The organism is Candidatus Pantoea rara, from assembly GCF_051136265.1.
GTDB lineage: Bacteria > Pseudomonadota > Gammaproteobacteria > Enterobacterales > Enterobacteriaceae > Pantoea > Pantoea rara.
The window spans coordinates 2,421,562-2,436,262 of record NZ_CP194942.1 but is presented as its reverse complement, the minus strand read 5'-3'; the positions used below and the strand labels follow the sequence as shown (position 1 = coordinate 2,436,262).

General features: G+C 53.7%; 16 protein-coding genes. 5 read left to right on the top strand and 11 right to left on the bottom strand.

Features of this window, described 5'->3' with window-relative positions:
- Window position 1: 1 nt before the first annotated feature.
- Window positions 2–1,231 carry a peptidase T gene (gene pepT / locus ACR8BF_RS11475; RefSeq protein WP_292993300.1) on the top strand — a complete coding sequence of 410 codons (1,230 nt, stop codon included), beginning with the start codon at window positions 2–4 and terminating at the stop codon, window positions 1,229–1,231.
- Window positions 1,232–1,301: 70 nt separating this feature from the next.
- Here the strand turns inward: pepT and ACR8BF_RS11470 are convergent, their stop codons facing one another.
- The 8 genes from ACR8BF_RS11470 to rluE all read right to left on the bottom strand — a co-directional run bounded on the left by ACR8BF_RS11470 (window position 1,302) and on the right by rluE (window position 9,157).
- Window positions 1,302–2,429 (bottom strand): cupin domain-containing protein, encoded by a 1,128-nt coding sequence (locus tag ACR8BF_RS11470; RefSeq protein ID WP_179896040.1) that lies wholly within the window; start codon window positions 2,427–2,429, stop codon window positions 1,302–1,304.
- A gap of 57 nt (window positions 2,430–2,486) precedes the next feature.
- Window positions 2,487–3,947, bottom strand: coding sequence for a two-component system sensor histidine kinase PhoQ (gene phoQ, locus ACR8BF_RS11465; RefSeq protein WP_292993298.1), 1,461 nt, complete (start codon window positions 3,945–3,947; stop codon window positions 2,487–2,489).
- A gap of 2 nt (window positions 3,948–3,949) precedes the next feature.
- Window positions 3,950–4,618, bottom strand: a complete 669-nt coding sequence (phoP, locus tag ACR8BF_RS11460) for a two-component system response regulator PhoP (protein ID WP_003849836.1) — start codon at window positions 4,616–4,618, stop codon at window positions 3,950–3,952.
- A gap of 104 nt (window positions 4,619–4,722) precedes the next feature.
- On the bottom strand, window positions 4,723–6,093 hold the full coding sequence (purB, locus tag ACR8BF_RS11455) for an adenylosuccinate lyase (RefSeq protein ID WP_434744974.1): 1,371 nt from the start codon (window positions 6,091–6,093) through the stop codon (window positions 4,723–4,725).
- 44 nt (window positions 6,094–6,137) lie between these two features.
- On the bottom strand, window positions 6,138–6,779 hold the full coding sequence (gene hflD, locus ACR8BF_RS11450) for a high frequency lysogenization protein HflD (RefSeq protein WP_292993293.1): 642 nt from the start codon (window positions 6,777–6,779) through the stop codon (window positions 6,138–6,140).
- A gap of 42 nt (window positions 6,780–6,821) precedes the next feature.
- Window positions 6,822–7,934 (bottom strand): tRNA 2-thiouridine(34) synthase MnmA, encoded by a 1,113-nt coding sequence (gene mnmA / locus ACR8BF_RS11445; RefSeq protein WP_313701420.1) that lies wholly within the window; start codon window positions 7,932–7,934, stop codon window positions 6,822–6,824.
- 42 nt (window positions 7,935–7,976) lie between these two features.
- The gene (locus ACR8BF_RS11440; protein WP_003849831.1) at window positions 7,977–8,450 is read right to left on the bottom strand and encodes an NUDIX domain-containing protein; all 474 of its coding nucleotides are present in this window, start codon (window positions 8,448–8,450) and stop codon (window positions 7,977–7,979) included.
- Between the two features lie 44 nt (window positions 8,451–8,494).
- Window positions 8,495–9,157, bottom strand: coding sequence for a 23S rRNA pseudouridine(2457) synthase RluE (gene rluE / locus ACR8BF_RS11435; protein WP_434744973.1), 663 nt, complete (start codon window positions 9,155–9,157; stop codon window positions 8,495–8,497).
- Between the two features lie 104 nt (window positions 9,158–9,261).
- Between rluE and icd the strand changes: the two genes are divergently transcribed.
- The 4 genes from icd (at window position 9,262) to ACR8BF_RS11415 (ending at window position 12,732) form a co-directional block, all read left to right on the top strand.
- Window positions 9,262–10,512 carry an NADP-dependent isocitrate dehydrogenase gene (gene icd / locus ACR8BF_RS11430; RefSeq protein ID WP_008925947.1) on the top strand — a complete coding sequence of 417 codons (1,251 nt, stop codon included), beginning with the start codon at window positions 9,262–9,264 and terminating at the stop codon, window positions 10,510–10,512.
- Window positions 10,513–10,855: 343 nt separating this feature from the next.
- Complete coding sequence (locus ACR8BF_RS11425) at window positions 10,856–11,053, top strand: hypothetical protein (protein WP_179896033.1); 198 nt, start codon at window positions 10,856–10,858, stop codon at window positions 11,051–11,053.
- A 162-nt stretch (window positions 11,054–11,215) separates the two neighbouring features.
- Entirely contained in the window at window positions 11,216–11,419 is a 204-nt protein-coding gene (locus ACR8BF_RS11420) for a hypothetical protein (protein WP_179896032.1), read from the top strand.
- A 302-nt stretch (window positions 11,420–11,721) separates the two neighbouring features.
- Window positions 11,722–12,732 carry a glycosyltransferase family 9 protein gene (locus tag ACR8BF_RS11415; protein ID WP_434744972.1) on the top strand — a complete coding sequence of 337 codons (1,011 nt, stop codon included), beginning with the start codon at window positions 11,722–11,724 and terminating at the stop codon, window positions 12,730–12,732.
- Here ACR8BF_RS11415 and ACR8BF_RS11410 read toward each other — a convergent pair.
- The 3 genes from ACR8BF_RS11410 to ACR8BF_RS11400 form a co-directional block, all read right to left on the bottom strand.
- Window positions 12,726–13,055: a DUF1493 family protein gene (locus tag ACR8BF_RS11410; protein WP_179896030.1), complete on the bottom strand. Its 330-nt coding sequence runs from the start codon at window positions 13,053–13,055 to the stop codon at window positions 12,726–12,728. The genes ACR8BF_RS11415 and ACR8BF_RS11410 overlap by 7 nt on opposite strands.
- Complete coding sequence (locus ACR8BF_RS11405; RefSeq protein ID WP_314983600.1) at window positions 13,055–14,116, bottom strand: glycosyltransferase family 9 protein; 1,062 nt, start codon at window positions 14,114–14,116, stop codon at window positions 13,055–13,057. The genes ACR8BF_RS11410 and ACR8BF_RS11405 overlap by 1 nt, the downstream gene beginning before the upstream one ends.
- A gap of 363 nt (window positions 14,117–14,479) precedes the next feature.
- The gene (locus ACR8BF_RS11400; RefSeq protein ID WP_179896028.1) at window positions 14,480–14,650 is read right to left on the bottom strand and encodes a hypothetical protein; all 171 of its coding nucleotides are present in this window, start codon (window positions 14,648–14,650) and stop codon (window positions 14,480–14,482) included.
- Between the last annotated feature and the right edge of the window lie 51 nt (window positions 14,651–14,701).

Below are 14,701 nucleotides of genomic sequence, written 5' to 3'. Positions count from 1 at the left end.
TATGGAACAGTTACTTGAGCGCTTTTTGAGTTATGTGGCAGTTGAGACACAGGCTAAGCCGCAGGCGCGCCAGGTGCCCAGCAGTGAAGGGCAGTGGACGCTGGCGCGTCAGCTGCAGGAAGAGCTGCTGGCACTGGGTTTTGTCGATGTCACCTTAAGCGATCACTGCTGCGTCATGGGCACGCTGCCCGCCAATGTTGACTGGCCGACGCCGGTCATCGGTTTTATCTCCCACATGGATACGTCGCCTGACTTTACGGCGAAGCATGTCAATCCACAGATCATCGAAAATTATCGCGGCGGAGACATTGCGCTGGGTAACGGCAATGAAATTCTTTCACCGGTGATGTTCCCGGTGCTGCACAAGCTGATCGGTCATACGCTGATTACCACCGATGGCAAAACCCTGCTGGGCGCAGATGACAAAGCGGGTATTGCCGAGATCATGACGGCGATGGCGCAACTCGCACACAGCGATACGCCGCACGGTGCAATCCGTGTCGCCTTTACGCCGGATGAAGAGATCGGTCGCGGTACCTCACACTTCGATGTGGAAGCGTTCGCCGCTGACTGGGCTTACACTATTGATGGCAGCGATCTGGGCGAGTTCGAGTATGAGAACTTTAATGCCGCCTCGGCCACTGTCAAAATTGTCGGTAACAATGTGCACCCAGGCTCCGCGAAAGGCGTTATGGTTAACGCGCTGGAGCTGGCCAATCAGTTCCATGCCGCTGTTCCGGCTGGCGAAAAACCGCAGTACACCGACGGCCATCAGGGCTTTTACCATCTGCATCAGATTAAGGGCAGCGTAGAACACGCCGAGATGCTCTATATCATTCGTGACTTCGAAACAGCGAGTTTTGAACAGCGTAAACAGACGCTACTGCAGATTGCGGCGGAAATTAACAAAACTCTGCACCCTGACTGCTCGGTCACCGTTGAGATCACTAACAGCTATCGCAACATGCGTGAAAAGGTTGAGCCGTTCCCTCACATCATTGACCTGGCTTTACAGGCGATGCGTGACTGTGACATTGAACCGGTGGTGAAACCGATTCGCGGTGGCACAGATGGCTCGTCGCTGTCGTGGAAAGGATTACCTTGCCCGAACATCTTCACCGGTGGCTATAACTATCACGGCAAGCATGAATTCGCGTCGCTGAATATCATGGCGAAGTCGGTGGACGTCATTGTGCGTCTGTCAGAGCTGGCGGCGCAGAAGAAGAGTTAAATAAAAAGGCTCTCTGCCACAAGGGTCAGAGAGCCTGATTCAGCAGCAGCGCAGGATTGCGCTCTGCCCGTTATTCGTCGTCGCCGAAGAACCAGTAACCGGCATTCACCAGACCGGCGATCTGAGCCAGTACGGCCGGATCATCCAGCGCATCACCCAGATCCTCCAGCGTGATGCGATAGTGATTCGCCAGAACCGCCATCACATCAGGGCGTGAGCACTCAACACGCTCGCCGTTGATGTAGACTGCATCGCCAATTGTCAGGACACGCAGGCCACCCAACCGGCTCAGGACATCACCCTGTTGCAGCGCATCATAAATTTCATCCGGCTGATAAGGCGGTTCCGGCGGCGCAACGTCGAGTTCGTGACGTGACTGTGAAATAAATTCGCCAAACCATTGCTCAAATTGCGCCGGCTGATTGACGACGTCCAGCATCAGCTGACGCACGCCTTCAATTTCCTGCGGCAGAATCTGCGACGGGCAATCACGTGAAGGTACATCCGGATCGCTGAAGCGCAGGCTGCCCAGCTCATTGGCCAGAGCGTAATCCGCAAAACCGCTGATTAACTCGCGACCGCTTGGGGCTCGGAAACCGACAGAATAGTTCAGGGCATTTTCCAGCGAATAACCTTCATGCGGGAATCCTGGCGGGATGTAGAGAATATCACCCGGCTCCAGCTCTTCATCGATGATGGCGTCGAAGGGTTCAACCTGCAGCAGGTCCGGATGCGGGCAGTGCTGCTTCAGCGGCACTTTCTCACCGACGCGCCAGCGACGACGACCAGTACCCTGAATGATAAAGACATCATACTGATCAAAATGGGGACCAACGCCGCCGCCAGGTACGGCAAACGACACCATCAGATCATCGACACGCCAGTCAGGCAGGAAACGGAAAGGGCGCATCAGCGCGGCAGAGGGTTCATGCCAGTGATTGACCGCCTGGACCAGTAGCGACCAGTTGTTCTCTCCCAGATGATCATAGCTCTCGAACGGGCCGTGGCTGACCTGCCATTTGCCATCCTGATGACTGACCAGGCGGCTATCCACCTCGTTCTCCATCGCCAGTCCGGCGAGTTCATCGGGTGAAAGTGGGTCGACAAAGTTTTTAAAACCACGCTTCAGCACCACCGGGCGTTTCTGCCAGTAACGCTGAATAAAATCGGGCCAGTTAATATCGAGCTGATAGTCCATAAAAGGGTTCCGCTTAGGGCTGTAAATGCCAGCAAGTATAACAGCCCTGAGGGTTTTCTACTCGCGGTGATGTTCGGGTTCCTGACGCTGGAAGACCACTTCCATACGTGTTCCGCCCAGCGTGCTGCTGGAGGCGATCACGTTGCCCTCATATTGCTCAAGAATATCGCGCACCACCGCCAGGCCCAGTCCCTGACCGGGACGCAGGGTGTCGGCGCGCTGACCCCGGACAAACACTAAATCGCGCTTGCTCTCAGGAATACCTGGACCATCGTCGTCGATATAGAGATGAAGTGCATTTTCACTCTGAAAAGCGCTGATTTCGATAAACTCCAGACAGTACTTGCAGGCGTTATCCAGCACGTTGCCCAGCACTTCCATAAAGTCATTCTGGTCGCCAATAAAGGATAACTCCGGTGAGATATCCAGCGTAATCGCCACGCCTTTGCGCTGATAGACTTTATTCAGTGCCGAACAGAGCTTGTCGAGCAGACCGGAAACGGAATGGACATCGCGCTGCAGTGGATTGTGATCGGCCTGCATACTGGCACGATGGAGATAATAACCGACCTGCTGCGAGATACGGCTTATCTGCTCCAGCATGACCGGCTCAGCCTGTTCCACCGTCAGCTCTTTGCCGTTACGCAGCGAGCGGAGGGTGCTCTGCAGCACGGCCAGCGGCGTTTTCAGACTGTGGGTCAGGTCAGAAAGGGTGGTGCGATAGCGGGTATAACGCTGCCGCTCATTGGTCAGCAACAGATTGAGGTTGCGCACCAGACTGCGCAGCTCCTGTGGCGGATTATCCGCCAGATTCTCGCGCTGGCTCGTCTCCAGTTCGCGCACCTGCTGTGTCAGCGCGCCTATTGGCCGCAGACTCCAGTGCGCCGCCAGCCACAGCAATGGAATGATGAGTATCAGGTTGGCCGCCAGCACGTAGCTGAACCATGACCAGACCACATCAGAATGCTGCAACTCCTGCGGGATCGAGTCGACCACCACAATGGTGAGTGCAGGCAGGTTGGTGGTGGCATCGTAGCGGTTAACGGCAACCGAGTGGGTAAAGGTGTCGTTGCTGTCCGTGTCCCAGTCGTTGAGCCGCTGCTTAGCATTCACGTTATTGCCCATCGCCACCATACTGGTGCGGTTGCTGGTATCAATCTCGTAGAAGTCGGGCTTCAGTAGCCACTCGCGGCGGATTTTTTTGCGGATATCCGGGACGTCGCGTTGCTGCCACAACAGCTTGCCGTGCTCATCGTAAATGAATACCAGCGTCGGGAAGTTAAGCGTCATTCGTTCTGGCTGGGCGATGGTGAGCGTGTTGTCATGCCATTGCGCCAGCGTAAAGAACAGATTGCTCTCGCCGCGCATCACGCGGTAGGTGTTTTTATCGAAACTCACCACATAGCCAATCACCGCGACCATGCCGTAAGAGAGTGAGAGGAACAGAACTATCGCTGCGGAGGCCAGCAGAAAGCGGGCGCGCAGCGAAATCGGGCGATAACGATTAAACCAGGACATGATCAGAGATCAAAGCGGTAACCCTGGCCACGCACGGTGGCGATCACATCGGTAGGGTGCAACGCCAGAATCTTTTTGCGCAGACGGCCCATCAGAACGTCGATGGTGTGGCTTTCACGCAGTTCAGCGTCAGGATAGAGCTGCAGCATCAGCGAGTCTTTACTTACTACTTTACCCGCGTTACGAATCAGCGTCTCGACAATGGTGTACTCAAAGGCGGTCAGCTTCACCGGCTCTTCATTGACCGTCAGTTCACGGCGGGAGAGATCCACCTGAAACGGTGCCATATCGATGATTTGCGACGCATGACCACTGTTACGGCGCATCAGCGCCTGCAGGCGTGCCGCAACCTCTTCAATGTGAAACGGCTTGGTGACATAGTCATCTGCACCGGCTTCCAGCGCTTCCACTTTCGCCTGCCAGCCTTCACGGGCGGTCAGTACCAGAATCGGCTGACGTACGGCATCACTGCGCCAGCGGCGAATCAGCGACATGCCATCTTCATCCGGCAGACCGAGATCCACCAGCGCGATATCGGGCAGATGTTCGCGAAGAAAATAGTCGGCTTCTTTGGCGTCTTCGGCGGCATCGACCTGATGGCCCATGTCACGTAACTGGACGGCGAGATGATGGCGCAGCAGGGCATTGTCTTCAACAACCAGAACACGCATAGAAATTCCTTACACTCTGTTTGAGTCAACCTGCAGAAAGTATACGCGAAATGAATTAAACAAGATGTTAACGCAGACCGGACGGAACCGGTCTGCGGCGGGCATTATTTCAGATCGTCAACCATCTGGATAGCGCGACCAATATAGTTTGCAGGCGTCATCTGTTTCAGACGCATTTTTTCCTCTTCCGGCAGCGCCAGGCTGTCGATAAAGACCTGCATACCGGCAGCGTCCACGCGTTTGCCGCGCGTCAGCTCTTTCAGCTTCTCATATGGCTTCTCAATGCCATAACGGCGCATTACCGTCTGGATCGGTTCCGCCAGCACTTCCCAGTTGTGATCCAGCTCATCCAGCAGACGATCGCGGTTCACTTCCAGCTTGGAGATGCCTTTCAGCGTCGCCTGATAGGCGATCAGCGCATAACCGACGCCGACGCCGAGGTTACGCAGCACGGTTGAATCGGTCAGGTCACGCTGCCAGCGTGAGACCGGCAGCTTGCTGGCCAGATGCTGCATCACCGCATTCGCCAGACCCAGATTACCTTCCGAGTTTTCGAAGTCGATCGGGTTCACCTTGTGCGGCATGGTGGATGAGCCGATTTCGCCCGCAATGGTTTTCTGTTTGAAATGGTTCAGCGCCACATAGCCCCAGATATCACGATCGAAATCGATCAGGATGGTGTTAAAGCGGGCGATACAGTCGAACATCTCAGCGATGTAGTCGTGCGGCTCAATCTGCGTGGTGTACGGGTTCCAGGTGATCCCCAGCGAAGTGACAAAGTTCTCGCTCAGCGCGTGCCAGTCCACTTCGGGATAGGCGGCAATGTGGGCATTGTAGTTACCGACCGCGCCATTGATTTTACCCAGCACCTCAATCTGTTTCAGCTGACGTAACTGACGCTCCAGACGATAAGCCACGTTGGCCATCTCTTTACCCATCGTCGATGGCGTTGCCGGCTGGCCATGGGTGCGGGAGAGCAGCGGAATATCACGGTATTCGCTGGCAAGACCTTTAACAGCGCTGATCAGTTGCGCCCAGTAAGGCAGGATCACGTCACGGCGGGCCGTTTCCAGCATCAGGGCGTGCGAAAGGTTGTTGATATCTTCAGAGGTACAGGCGAAGTGGATAAATTCAGAAACAGCATGAAGGGCAGGAAGATCGGCGACTTTCTCTTTCAGGAAATACTCAACCGCTTTGACATCGTGGTTGGTGGTGCGCTCAATGGTTTTGATGCGTGCTGCATCTTCTTCTGAAAAACCGGCGACGATTGCATCAAGGAAAGCGTTTGCGTCGGCATCAAATGCAGGAACTTCCTTGATCTCTGCGGTCGCGGCCAGTTTTTGTAACCAGCGAACTTCAACCTCAACACGGAATTTCAGCAAACCGAATTCGCTGAAAATCGCACGCAGCGGGCTGACTTTATCGCCGTAACGACCATCGACAGGTGAGACGGCGGTCAGAGAGGATAATTCCATCAGTGCAACTCCTGATTCATTTAGCAGTGTTTTGCCGCACCGACTTAGTAAGTCAGTGGCAGCCGGGATAAGAGGGTTTTCGCTTCACGCAGCAAACGCTGACGCGAGAACATCAGTTGCAATCGGCCACCGCCGACCTGCTGCCACAATACGGCAGCACGGATACCGGCTAACAGGGTGGCGCGCACTTTACTCTGAACCTGCGTATTCTGCAGCACCGCAGGTGAACCGGTAACCTGAATACGCGGGCCAAGCGGGCTGATCACATCCACATAGATGGCGGCCATCGCACTGAGAATGGTGTCTGACTCCAGCTCATAATGTGCCAGCTGGCGATCCAGCTGAGAGATGCGCTGTGCCAGTGTCGCCATAGCGGATTTACTGGCGCTGAGCTTGCGCTCCAGCACCATCATGCTCAGGGTATAACGCGTCAGTTCAGCGCCTGCGCCCTGGCGACTGCTGCTGTTCAGCACGGCCATCAGGGTTTCAAGTCCGAGGCGCAGGTTGGCTTCATTGTTGCCAAATACCGCCAGCGTGGAGCCAGGATTGAGGTCCAGTACGCTGCGCAGCGACACGGTCAGCGCTTCTGGCTGGCAGTGACCCTGCTGAGCCAGCTGCTGCACCAGATGGGCGGACTGACAAATGCCCGCCAGCGCCAGCGTGATTTCCTGATAATTTTTCGCCACGGTTACTCCTGTTTACGCGTCATCAACGCGGGCTAAGCCCGCTTACTCTGCCATTAACGGCAGGCGCTGTTCGATAATACCGCCACCCAGGCAGACGTCGCCAAGGTAAAATACCGCAGACTGACCCGGCGTAACCGCAGCGACGGGTTTGTCGAAGCGCACTTCAATCCGATCGTCGCCGTGTGGAATAATCTCACAGGGAATATCGGTCTGACGATAGCGGGTTTTCACGGTGCAGCGAAGCGGCGCGGCAACAGGGGTGCGATCAACCCAGTGCAGCTGCTGCGCAATCAGGCCAACAGACATCAGACGCGGATGATCGCCGCCCTGGGCGACAATCAGGCGGTTCCGTGCCACATCTTTATCAACCACATACCAGGGATCATCTTTGCTCTCTTTCAGGCCGCCAATACCCAGGCCTTTACGCTGTCCCAGAGTATGGTACATCAGCCCCTGATGTTCACCGACGATCTGGCCTTCCGTGGTTTCAATCTCGCCCGGCTGGGCCGGAAGATAGCGCGCCAGGAAGTCGCGGAATTTGCGTTCGCCGATAAAGCAGATGCCGGTCGAATCTTTCTTCTTCGCGGTGATCAGGTCCAGCTGTTCGGCAATGCGGCGCACTTCCGGTTTTTCCAGCTCGCCGACCGGAAACAGACTTTGGGCAATCTGCTGGTGGCTGAGGGTATAGAGGAAGTAGCTCTGGTCTTTGTTGCCATCCAGACCGCGTAATAGCTGGCTCTGGCCGTCCACGTCATGACGACGCACGTAGTGGCCTGTGGCGATGAAATCTGCGCCCAGGTCCTCTGCGGCGAACTCCAGGAACGCTTTGAATTTGATCTCTTTGTTGCAGAGGATGTCGGGGTTAGGCGTGCGGCCTGCTTTATACTCTTCGAGGAAATGCTCAAAGACGTTATCCCAGTATTCAGCTGCAAAGTTAACTTTGTGCAGCTTCATACCCAGCTTGTCGCACACCGCTTGCGCATCCGCCAGATCGTCCGCGGCGGTACAATACTCCTCGCCATCGTCCTCCTCCCAGTTCTTCATGAACAGGCCTTCAACCTGGTAACCCTGCTGCTGCAGTAACCAGGCGGAAACGGAAGAATCGACGCCGCCGGACATACCGACGATCACTTTTTTCTGGCTGTTGTCAGACATGACACGCTCGCATTACGATAAAAAAACAGGCGGCGCATTCTATCATGCAGAAGGCAGGCGCGCACCCTCGTGAAACGGCCACTGGAACGGGCTGACCAGATGTAAGGGGTAGCGCGTGCCCTGTTGCCACAGCCGTACGCTTTCCGCAACCAGCGGCGAACGCAGGTTAGACGCAGTGAGAATCTGCGCTGGCGGTAGCCACCAGCAACAATCGATGTCGCTGTCCTGCGGCTGAGTGGGCGCTTTTTCCGCCAGATCCACGCCAAACAGAAAACGCACAAAAGGCGTACTGTCGGGCGCGATCCACTGGTTTATGCCGATGAAATAGTGCATCGAAGCCGCAATACCGGTCTCTTCATAGAGTTCGCGTTCAGCAGCTTCCAGCAGTGTTTCATCCGCTTCGAGATGTCCGGCAGGCTGGTTCCAGGTGGCTCGACCGTTGATCGTCTCTTCCACCACCAGCAATTCACCTTCGGCCTGAACCAGGCAGGCGACAGTAACATGAGGTTTAAACATCTCTTCTCCGCAATTGTTAACCTGAGGTTATAAAAAACACGTTCTCAGGGAATGCTATCACTGACGTCGCGCCACACACCGGAAGCCAGATCGTCGAGCGTATAGCGTCCCATGGCGTAGCGGATTAATCGTAAAGTAGGGAAGCCGATATGAGCGGTCATCCGGCGCACCTGACGATTACGTCCTTCATACAGCGTCACTTTCAGCCACTGCGTCGGGATATTTTTACGCTCGCGGATCGGCGGCTGACGGGGCCAAAGCCACTGAGGCTCAGCCACTTTCTCTACGCCTGCGGGCAGGGTCATGCCATCTTTCAGATTAACCCCATCCCGCAGAGGCTGCAGATCCGCCTCCTGTGGTTCACCTTCCACCTGCACATAATAGATCTTGCCGGTGCGTTTGCCGGGCTGAGTCAGCGCGGCCTGCAGGGCGCCGTCGTTGGTCAGCACCATCAATCCTTCGCTGTCGCGATCAAGGCGACCGGCTGCATAGACTTCTGCGACGCTGACAAAATCCTTCAGGGTACGGCGACCGGCTTCGTCGGTGAACTGTGGCAGAACGTCGAAGGGTTTGTTAAACAAAATCACACGGCGCGGAGTCGCAGGGCGGTCAGGGGCACGCCGTGCATCACGCGTCGGGCGGCTGAATCGTTTATCCTGGTGAATTCGTTGAGTTGTTTTTCGCATGGGCTTTGCAGTAAGAGACATTCGGCGCATTATAACGTGAAATTGCAGTGATTGGCGTGGCGGAAATATTCAAGTAGTATTGACGCGCATCTTACAAATCATTAACAAACGCCCAGGAGAGGTTAATGGAAAGCAAAGTAGTTGTTCCGGCGGAAGGTCAGAAAATCACCCTGAATCAGGGCAAGCTTACAGTGCCAAATAACCCAGTCATTCCTTACATTGAGGGTGACGGTATCGGTGTTGATGTTTCCCCGGTCATGCTGAAAGTCGTCGACGCGGCGGTGAAGAAAGCCTACAACGGCGAGCGTAAGATCTCCTGGATGGAGATTTACACCGGTGAGAAGTCAGTTGAACTCTACGGCCAGGATGTCTGGCTGCCACAGGAAACGCTCGACTTAATCAAAGAATATCGCGTGGCCATCAAAGGCCCACTGACCACCCCGGTCGGCGGCGGTATTCGTTCCCTGAACGTTGCCCTGCGTCAGGAGCTTGACCTCTACGTCTGCCTGCGTCCGGTACGTTACTACAAAGGCACGCCAAGCCCGGTTAAACGCCCTGAAGAGACCGACATGGTGATCTTCCGTGAAAACTCCGAAGATATCTATGCGGGTATCGAGTGGAAAGCGGGTTCTGCTGAAGCGGACAAAGTGATCAAGTTCTTGCGCGAAGAGATGGGCGTGAAGAAAATTCGCTTCCCTGAGCAGTGCGGTATCGGCGTTAAGCCGTGTTCAGAAGCGGGTACCAAACGTCTGGTGCGCGCGGCAGTGGAATACACCATCACTAACGATCGTGATTCACTGACCCTGGTTCACAAAGGCAACATCATGAAGTTCACCGAAGGCTCTTTCAAAGACTGGGGATACCAGTTAGTGAAAGAAGAGTTCGGCGGCGAACTGATCGACGGCGGCCCGTGGATGAAGTTCAAAAACCCGAACACCGGCAAAGAGATCATCGTTAAAGATGTGATTGCAGATGCATTCCTGCAACAGATCCTGCTGCGTCCGGCAGAATATGACGTTATCGCCTGTATGAACCTGAACGGTGACTACATCTCTGACGCCCTGGCGGCGCAGGTTGGCGGTATCGGTATCGCCCCAGGCGCTAACATCGGTGACGAATGTGCACTGTTCGAAGCGACTCACGGTACAGCACCTAAGTATGCCGGTCAGGATAAAGTGAACCCAGGTTCAGTCATCCTGTCTGCAGAAATGATGCTGCGTCACATGGAGTGGTTCGAAGCGGCTGACCTGATTGTTAAAGGTGTTGAAGGCGCTATCGCTAACAAGACCGTGACTTACGATTTCGAACGCCTGATGGATGGCGCTAAGCTGCTGAAATGTTCAGAGTTTGGTGACGCGATCATCGAAAATATGTAATGTCTGTTTAAGCCCGCATCGCGTTAAACGCGATGCGGGCTTTTTTATGTCTGCTGTTCACGCGTTTGCGTTCCCTTTGCGCCGACTCCTCACTCACTGCGTATTCAGCAGATGTATTCCCTGTAATTGCAGAAAATAATGCCTACTTAGTGTATTCACACCGCATTGCAAAAGTCCTTTCCTGAACAGCATGCTAATAAATTAATTTCCGCTGCATCACATTTTAATATTTCTGTAATTTGCATTAGCCGATGCCACTGTATAAAAAGAGAGAGACAGCAGATCTGTCATTCGTTCGTGTCTGAATATCGCTACTGTAATAGCTCACTCATAAGGAGTCGTTATGGACGCTAAATATACGAAAGACGCGATTTATATCTGCCGCCTGATGTTTGGTCAGGCAGCGCTGGAATTATTAGCCGATAATCAACCGGTTACTAACCGCGCACTTGAAGAAAAAATCATGGCAATGTTACCCGATGCCCAGCCTGCGCTGATTTACAACGTTGCACTTGATTTATTAAACGACACACTCTGTTAATAACCTTTGTAACAGGTGAACGCCCGGCATGGAAAGTGTTGGCCGGGCTATCTGCTTTTTACAGATGATTCATTTTTGTAACCTGTGCCGCAAAAAGAACAGGCGGGCATGATCCTGTTGCCGCAGATGTGTACTCTTCTGCCAATAAACAGGGAGGATATTATGGATGATGACGCGCTAAATGATGCCATTGCAGCATGTCGACTGCTATTTGGGCAGGCTGTGATAGAAATTGTGACTGAAGATAAACCCATAACCCGTGAAGCCATTTCTGAAAAAATTCATCAAATGTTTATCGGCATGAACCCGGAACCGGAATCCGTTATGACATTAGCTATTTCCCTGCTGACGAAGCGTGCTGGCTGAGAGAGGCCGAAACAGGCAGGGCGACAGCCTCAGGCCCTCCCCGGTGGCTTTTTCTCCGCCTTTACGCTGACCAGACAGCGCCCCTTTTTTAAATCAATAGACCCGCTAATCATTCAGACAGGTTGCGGGTCATTTGTGCGGGCACCGCATTTTAACATTACCGCTACCATTGAACCAATCTGACACCAGGTTGACTAATTTGCTGACTATACCGTTACGTTATCGTTTTCAGAACGGTAACCGGGCGAGTCTCACTTTTATTCAGCCAGTACGGCCTAGCCTGTGCGCAGAGGATGTCAGACATGCAGGTTTTAATTATTTGTCGGGATAATATTGGCGATACCTTACTGACCACGCCGCTGATTAGTGCGCTGGCGCAGTCGGGCCAGCACCAGGTCGATGTGCTGACCAACAATTACGCTGCGCCCGTATTGCAGCATAATCCCGATATCCGACAGCTCTTCTTTTACACCAAGTTGCATCACCGTGAGTCAGGGCAGGGCCGTCTGGCGTGTGTCCTCCAGCGAGTGAAGCTGATGCTGACCCTGAAAAAACAACGTTATGATGCAGTGATTCTGGCAAAAAGCCGCTGGGATCAGCACGGTCTGAAGTGGGTGAAAATTGTGCGCCCCGCCAGAGTCATTGCCCTGGGTGAACAGTCGCATCCGCTGATTACCGATCTGTTACCGCCGCCCGATCAGTCTCCGTGCCATATCAGCGAAACTCTGTTCAGTCTGGGACGGCCTTTCAAGCTCAGCGCCGCCGTGCCAGGAAAACTGACGCTGCGGCCGGATACGGCCATTGCGGCCAGCCTGCGTGACACCTACTCAATCGATTCCGCCATGCCAGTCTATGCATTACAAATCAGCGCCCGTAAGCCGAGCCAGCAGTGGGAAACCACCCGATTTGCGGGGCTGATTGAAAAAATCGCGGCCCATCATGCCTGCCAGATTATGCTGCTGTGGTCACCGGGCAGCCGTGATAATCCGCGTCATCCGGGTGATGATGAAAAGGCGCGTGAAATTATGGCGCTCTGCCCGCATCTGCCTGTCAAGGCGGTAGCAACCACCAGCCTGCCGCAACTGATTGCGGCCATGTCGTTGTGTCAGGGGCTGGTGAGCAGTGATGGCGGGGCAATGCATATTGGTGCCGCGCTCGGATTACCGGTGGTGGCACTGTTTGGCGACAGCGATCCGGCGTGCTGGCATCCCTGGCAGGTTAACTATCAGGTACTGCAACCGGCGTCACGTGAGGTCAACGCGCTGAGTAGTCGCGAGGTTTATGACGCCTTCGTCCACACCTTTATTCAGTGATCCTCTTCAGGCCAGCGTCCAAGGCTGGCCGCTTCACACAGCATCGCTACCGTTAGTGGGCAATATGCGCCTGCGTTAAACCATCCGGCGGGTATGAAACGCCGCGTGTGCGACGCCGGGAAATAGCGATTTTCATCATAATGCTCAGAGCAGACACCGAAGCTGCTAAAAAAATCGCTCATCAGAATGGCAAATTCCACCTCACTCAACGGTAACTGCTGCAGATGAAAGCCTGCCCGATCCACTTTGCGGAACCAGCCCGGTAAGGTTGGCTGATTGTGGTATTCAATCAGCGCAATAATGGCCTGAGAAAGATCGTTCATTACCCCACCAGCTTAACCACAGCCTGCTCAACCTCATCGGCTTTGATAGTTGCCATTGGATGCTGTGACGAGGTTTTATCCGGACGGTGAATAATGATGTGGCGATCGCTGTCCTGGCAGGGGCCGGTATAGCGCGGATTGGCGGTGGAGAACAGGCTGACCGTCGGCGTCTGCGCGGCCACGGCGATGTGCAGCGGACCGGTATCACCGGTGACCAGCACATCCAGCGTCTGGATCAGGCTAATCAGGCCGCTGAGATTCGTTTTTCCTGCCATCGGCGTCACGCGCGCACGGCAGTGCAGTGGCAGGCTTTCGATAAATTGTTTCTCAAGAGGCTGCTCAGCGGCTGTGCCGGTAACGATAATCTCAGTATCAGGCCAGCGCTCAAGCAACGCTGTCGCCAGCTGGCTGAACGAGGCCAGCGGCCAGCGGCGAATATCTTTTGATGCCCCTAACTGAAAACCGATACGGCGATGGTCAGCCTTTTCAGTCGGTGCGTTTTTCAGCTCTGGCAGGTGCATCCGGGTCTGCTCATTTTCTGCGCCCAGGGCTTCAATCAGTTTCAGCTTACGCTTGATGGTATGGTCGTCGAAATAGCCTGAGTAGTGATCGAGATATTTATTTAACAGAGGTGATTCGCTGCCGTAATGGTCGCGTACAATCGTCTTACTGCCGGTCAGTACTGAGCTCATAATATCGTACGGGAAATGGGCGTGTAATATCACTGACAAGTCAGGCTTATGGCGGCGCAGTTTGAAAAACAATGGCAGAAAATTCGCAATTTTGTTATCCCAGATATAAATCTTATCGAACCAGTTATAACGGCTGACCAGGTCTTTATTTTTCTTGCTGGAGACCAGAACGAATTTACTGGTGGGAAAGCGGTTTTTCAGGCTCCAGATAGCTGGCGTATTCATCAGAAAGTCGCCCAGTGCCGTGGTGGAGTAAATCACCACCGTCGCGGGTGCCAGTGTCTGCAAGGCCTGCGGTGTTGTTCTGCTGGAAAATCGAGAATAAAGCGTTAAAAGTCGGTCTATCAGATAAATCTTTTTTTTCTTCACGTCTGAATTCTCTTGAACGTATTAATAATATTTAACAAAGGGTGTTGTGAGTTATTAGAGAATATTATTACGGCTAAAGTTCATTATGGAGAATTGTTTTTTTATATCCGTAGAATATTTGTTTAAATTGTTTCCACAATTTTAATGTTGTTTATTCGGCGTATATATACAGAATTTTGTAAAGGGAGTAGGGACTTATTGAAAAGAGATGGGATGATTCTTATAAGAATAAAAAAGGGTAATTTATTTAATTGCTGAGAATATTAATAGGGTGGTAATTATTAGCGGTTTTATTTTATGTGTTCTATGTAGTAAGAAAAGAGGGTTATAAACACACCCCGGCACGCATGCCGGGGCAGGGGATTACGACTGAGGCTGACCCACCGGGCCGGAACCCAGCGTACCGCCTGGTGAAGACTGACCGCTTGGCGCATGCGGGCGGCCATCCTCTTTAATCGCGTCGCTCTTCTGCGAGCAGCCCGCCAGTGTAGTGAAAGTTGCTGCAACCAGCAGCAGAGCAGAAATCGTTTTCATAAGGTCACCTTGATGTTGTCAGAAAGAGAACGTAACTAAGCATAGAATCTC

Bases quoted from the DNA above. Each gene is read 5' to 3' on its own strand.
- ACR8BF_RS11420 (WP_179896032.1), top strand. From the start codon at position 11,216: ATGGATGATGACGCGCTAAATGATGCCATTGCAGCATGTCGACTGCTA.
- ACR8BF_RS11410 (WP_179896030.1), bottom strand. From the start codon at position 13,055: ATGAACGATCTTTCTCAGGCCATTATTGCGCTGATTGAATACCACAAT.
- ACR8BF_RS11470 (WP_179896040.1), bottom strand. From the start codon at position 2,429: ATGGACTATCAGCTCGATATTAACTGGCCCGATTTTATTCAGCGTTAC.
- phoQ (WP_292993298.1), bottom strand. From the start codon at position 3,947: ATGTCCTGGTTTAATCGTTATCGCCCGATTTCGCTGCGCGCCCGCTTT.
- mnmA (WP_313701420.1), bottom strand. From the start codon at position 7,934: ATGTCTGACAACAGCCAGAAAAAAGTGATCGTCGGTATGTCCGGCGGC.
- ACR8BF_RS11400 (WP_179896028.1), bottom strand. From the start codon at position 14,650: ATGAAAACGATTTCTGCTCTGCTGCTGGTTGCAGCAACTTTCACTACA.
- icd (WP_008925947.1), top strand. From the start codon at position 9,262: ATGGAAAGCAAAGTAGTTGTTCCGGCGGAAGGTCAGAAAATCACCCTG.
- ACR8BF_RS11415 (WP_434744972.1), top strand. From the start codon at position 11,722: ATGCAGGTTTTAATTATTTGTCGGGATAATATTGGCGATACCTTACTG.
- rluE (WP_434744973.1), bottom strand. From the start codon at position 9,157: ATGTCTCTTACTGCAAAGCCCATGCGAAAAACAACTCAACGAATTCAC.
- phoP (WP_003849836.1), bottom strand. From the start codon at position 4,618: ATGCGTGTTCTGGTTGTTGAAGACAATGCCCTGCTGCGCCATCATCTC.
- pepT (WP_292993300.1), top strand. From the start codon at position 2: ATGGAACAGTTACTTGAGCGCTTTTTGAGTTATGTGGCAGTTGAGACA.
- ACR8BF_RS11425 (WP_179896033.1), top strand. From the start codon at position 10,856: ATGGACGCTAAATATACGAAAGACGCGATTTATATCTGCCGCCTGATG.
- ACR8BF_RS11440 (WP_003849831.1), bottom strand. From the start codon at position 8,450: ATGTTTAAACCTCATGTTACTGTCGCCTGCCTGGTTCAGGCCGAAGGT.
- purB (WP_434744974.1), bottom strand. From the start codon at position 6,093: ATGGAATTATCCTCTCTGACCGCCGTCTCACCTGTCGATGGTCGTTAC.